The organism is Flavobacterium lotistagni (assembly GCF_011392125.1).
Lineage (GTDB): Bacteria > Bacteroidota > Bacteroidia > Flavobacteriales > Flavobacteriaceae > Flavobacterium > Flavobacterium lotistagni.
Genome location: NZ_JAAJBU010000032.1, coordinates 1 through 585, shown reverse-complemented (window position 1 = coordinate 585; position 585 = coordinate 1). Strand labels below are relative to the sequence as shown.

Genomic DNA, 585 nt, shown 5'->3' with positions numbered 1-585 from the left:
ACCGTACCCAATGGGTGGGTTTGGATGGCGCTCCGGTAACCAATGCCTTATCGATGAACACGCCCATCAACAACAGTAATCTAGGGCTCGGACTTTCGGCCATCAACGACCGTATCGGGCCTACCGTGGAGAATACCCTTTCAGTGGATGTGTCTTACACCGTGCAGACTTCTGAGACCAGAAAGCTCTCTTTCGGGGTAAAAGGTACCGGGAATTTCTTCAATCTCGATGCTTCTCAGTTAAATCCTGAGCAAGCCAACGACCCATCGCTGGTGAACTACAACAAGTTCTCGCCTAATGTTGGGGCCGGTATTTACTGGCACTCAGATAAATCCTATGTTGGAGTATCGGTGCCGAATTTCATTCAGACCAATCGTTATGACTCTGATAATGTGGCGATTTTTAAAGAAAGAATCAACTACTACCTCATTGCCGGATATGTGTTTGATCTGAATCCAAACATCAAGTTCAAACCGGCTTTGCTTACCAAAATGGTTACCGGTTCGCCTTTACAAGTGGATGTTTCAGGAAATTTCATGTTCTATGACAAATTCGTCGTAGGTGCTGCCTACCGCTGGGATGCTG

The 585-nt window shown here is 46.7% G+C and carries 1 protein-coding gene; it reads left to right on the top strand.

The window, feature by feature from the left end; all coding sequences use genetic code 11:
- A partial coding sequence (locus tag G4D82_RS14300) for a PorP/SprF family type IX secretion system membrane protein (protein WP_166337973.1) occupies positions 1-585 on the top strand: 585 nt, incomplete at both ends.